The organism is Gordonibacter sp. (assembly GCF_036667095.1).
GTDB lineage: Bacteria > Actinomycetota > Coriobacteriia > Coriobacteriales > Eggerthellaceae > Gordonibacter.
Window position 1 is genome coordinate 1 of the sequence record NZ_JAVWUP010000235.1, and the last position, 3,495, is coordinate 3,495.

Sequence of the window (3,495 nt, forward strand, 5' to 3'; positions counted from 1 at the left end):
TTTTGTACTAGAATAGTGAGCATGCGTACCAAAAGGCCCCATATACGCCAATCGCTCGCGACGCCCCTGATAGGATTCGGCGTCGTGCTACTGTCCCTATTGTGCTTCCTGCTGCTGCTGTGGGCGCTGATCATTATCGTAAGGGTTGTGCTAGGCTGATGAATACCGACAGTTTGGCTGCAGCGCCTCGCGCGCTTCGACAGGACTAGACCATGTGGCAGCAATTCACTTTGAATGATTTACGCGTCATCGGCCACTATCTGGGCGTGCTTGTCCTGTTTTCGTCGATCGTACTGCTCGTTCCGTTCCTCACGGCAGTGGCGTGCGCCGAATGGGTGCCGGCCTCCCACTACCTGTTCAGCATCGGCTTCTTCTTGGTGTTGGGTTCGGCACTGCGTTTCTTGCGTTTCGATCCCGGTCGGCTGAGCCGCAAGCAAGCGTTCGCCGTAACGGGCCTTGCTTGGATCGTGCTCGCCCTTGTCTCTGCCGTGCCGTTGTTCATGTCGGGGCATTACGCAACCTACTTGGACGCTCTGTTCGACGCGGTCTCGGGCCTTACCACGACTGGTGCGAGCGTTATCCTTGACGTGGACCACCTGTCGAATGCCGACAATATGTGGCGCTTTATGCTGCACCTGCTCGGCGGCTTGGGATTGATCGTTGTTGCGCTGTCGTTCGGCTTGTTCGGCAAGCGCGCCGGTGCGAGCCTGTATTCGTCAGAGGGCCGCAGCGAGCATGTGGTTCCCAACGTGGTGCAAACCACGCAATTCATCGCCAAGATCGCTATGGGCATTATCATTGTTGCCGCGGCGGTCATGGCCGTGGTGTGCCTGTTCATAGGCATGGATCCGCTGCGAGCAGTGCTCCAGTCGTTTTGGCTTGCCATCTCGGCATTCACCACGGGCGGCTTTGCTCCTATGAGCCAGAGTATCATGTACTACCACTCCTTCCCCCTCGAAGTGGTGCTGATGCTGGTCATGCTGCTGGGCTCTATCAACTTTGTGCTCCATTCCGAGATATGGAAAGGCCGCGTCGAAGTATTCTTCAAAGACCTGGAGATTCGCACGATGGTGCTGTGGCTTTCCGTGATGACGTGCGTGCTGGCCGCATCCCTTTCCGTGAGCCTGGAATTCTCTGACTTACCGGCTATGCTGCGCCGCGGCCTGTTCATGACGATTTCTGCTTTCTCGACGACCGGCTATGTGAATATGACCACGAACCAGCTGACGACGATATTCACCTCGGGAGCGTTTTTGGTAGTGGCGGCGCTCATGGCGGTGGGTGGCAGTGCCGGTTCTACGTCGGGCGGCGTGAAATTCGCCCGCTTGGGTATTATCGTGAAGTCGTTGGCTTCGACTATCAAAGAGGCGCTGGCGCCCGATTCGGCGCGCGTGGTCGTGTCGTATAACCATGTGGGACGCCGCATCGTCTCGCCCGAGATCGTGAAAGAAGCCATGACGGTGTTCGTGCTGTACGTGGTTACTTATGTAGTAGGTGCGCTGGTGGGAATCGCTCACGGCTACGATGCGACGTTGGCCATCTTCGAGTCGGTGTCCATGGCCAGCAACGGCGGTGTATCCAGCGGTGTATCCACGGCGGGTATGCCTTGGACGCTGGAGGCGTTCTACATATTCCAGATGTGGGCGGGCCGTCTGGAGTTCATCACGCTGCTCGCGCTTATCGTGGAGATAATCGTGTCGTTCAAGCCGAAACGCGGAGCCCCCAAGCTCGAAAGGAGGCGAGTGATGTGAGCGCCGTGCGTAGACAGGAAGCGGGCTTATTATCGAACGTTTGCACCGCCGCCAGTGTTTTGGCTGCATGGGCGACTGCCGCGCCGCGCCGCGCGAGCGTTTTTGCTGCCGCCCTCGTACTCGCCCTTGTACTTGCGTGCACGCCGTCAAGCGCTTTTGCCGAAGACGATGAGAATGTGGTGAACCCGCAACAGCGGCCCGACAGCTCGTTTATCTACGATACCTCCATTGCGGCCCTCGGCGAAGCCGATTCGTACTACGACAAGCAGACGGTGCAAGTGGTGGGCGAGGTGATCGGCGACAGCCTGCGCGACGGCTTGCGCGGACAGCGCCGGTGGATCACGCTGGCTGCGGTCGAGAAAGAGTCGACCGCCACTATCTCGGTGTCTATGACACCCGAAGCCGCTGCCAAGATAGACACGTTTGGAAAGTACGGCATGACAGGAACGAAACTCCAGGTGCGTGGCACGTTCTACCTGACGTGCGCCGAGCACGAGGGGCTTACCGACTTGCATGCCGACGTGGTGAGCGTGGTCGAGAAGGGCAAGCACCATCCAGATGGGTTCGATGCCAACTCGTTTTTGCCGGGAGTTGTTGCCGTGATAGTTGGCTTGGCGTTCATGGGCGTGTTCTACTACCTGCGCGAGCGTCGGCGCTAGATGATAAGGAGCTACTGCTGAAAGGCCAGGTTGTCAAATTAGATCGGGGCTATCCGCTCGTGCGTACCGAAGACGGGCGGCTGGTACGCTGCGAGCATGCCACAGCATTGGTGAAGGGCGAGCAGATGCGCGCCGTCATCGGCGACTGGGTGGAGGCGGTGGTTCCTGATGAGCACGACAAGGGCATCATCGAGGCCATCCTGCCACGTACGCGCGAATTCGTGCGCAAAGACCCCACCGAACGTGCGCTGCCCCAGGTTCTGGCGGCGAACTTCGACCGTGTGCTGGTGGCGCAGCCCCTTTCCGACATGAATTTCAAGCGCTTAGAGCGTGAGCTGGTGCTGGCCTTCGAGACGGGTGCCGAGGTGGGCGTGGTGCTGACGAAGGCGGACTTGGCGGAAAGCGACGAAGCTTTGTGCGCCGTGCGCGAGCAGGTGCGCGATTTAGCGGGGCCTGCTGCGCAAACGGTGGTGGTGTCGGCCGAAGATCCCGCAAGCGTCGAGGCCGTGCGCGAGCTGGTGCCCCCGGGGACGACGGCCGTGTTCATCGGAAAGAGCGGCGTGGGGAAATCGAGCCTCGTGAACCTGTTGGTAGGCAACGAGGTGCAGGAAACGGCTGCCGTGCGCGAGGGCGACGGCAAGGGCAGGCACACTACGGTAAGTCGTGAGATGATCTCCATCCCAGGCGGGGGCTGCGTCGTCGATATGCCCGGCGTGCGCGGGTTGGGCCTTTGGGATGCGGATGCGGGCATTGGCGCCGCCTTCCCCGACGTGGAGGAGTTCGCCGAGCAGTGTCGCTTCCGTGACTGTCGCCACGAGAACGAGCCCGGCTGTGCCGTACGTGCTGCCGTGGAATCCGGCGATCTGAGCGAGAAGCGCCTTGCGTCGTATCGCGCTCTGCGCCACGAAACCGTAGAGGTGAAGGAGCGCCGCGAGGAGGCTCGCCGCATGCGCGGCGAAAAAGCGTCAACCACGCGTGGCCAGGGCGTCGGCAAACCGCGCAAGGGGAAGAAGCGGTAGCGGTTTTCTTCCCGTGTTTTGCTCCGTGCGTCGAGACGGTCCAGACTGGGTGCCCTGCTTGTGGGC

At 60.5% G+C, this 3,495-nt stretch carries 3 protein-coding genes; all 3 read left to right on the top strand.

Annotated features, from left to right (window positions below; genetic code table 11):
• The first annotated feature begins 212 nt into the window (after positions 1–212).
• From RR842_RS12970 to rsgA, 3 genes are read left to right on the top strand one after another with little or no spacing between them, the layout of a single operon-like run.
• The gene (locus RR842_RS12970; protein ID WP_332730023.1) at positions 213–1,751 is read left to right on the top strand and encodes a potassium transporter TrkG; all 1,539 of its coding nucleotides are present in this window, start codon (positions 213–215) and stop codon (positions 1,749–1,751) included.
• Entirely contained in the window at positions 1,748–2,410 is a 663-nt protein-coding gene (locus tag RR842_RS12975) for a hydrolase (protein WP_332512827.1), read from the top strand. Before RR842_RS12970 ends, RR842_RS12975 begins: the two co-directional genes overlap by 4 nt.
• 14 nt (positions 2,411–2,424) lie before the next feature.
• Entirely contained in the window at positions 2,425–3,429 is a 1,005-nt protein-coding gene (gene rsgA, locus RR842_RS12980) for a ribosome small subunit-dependent GTPase A (protein WP_332512840.1), read from the top strand.
• The last annotated feature ends 66 nt before the right edge of the window (positions 3,430–3,495 follow it).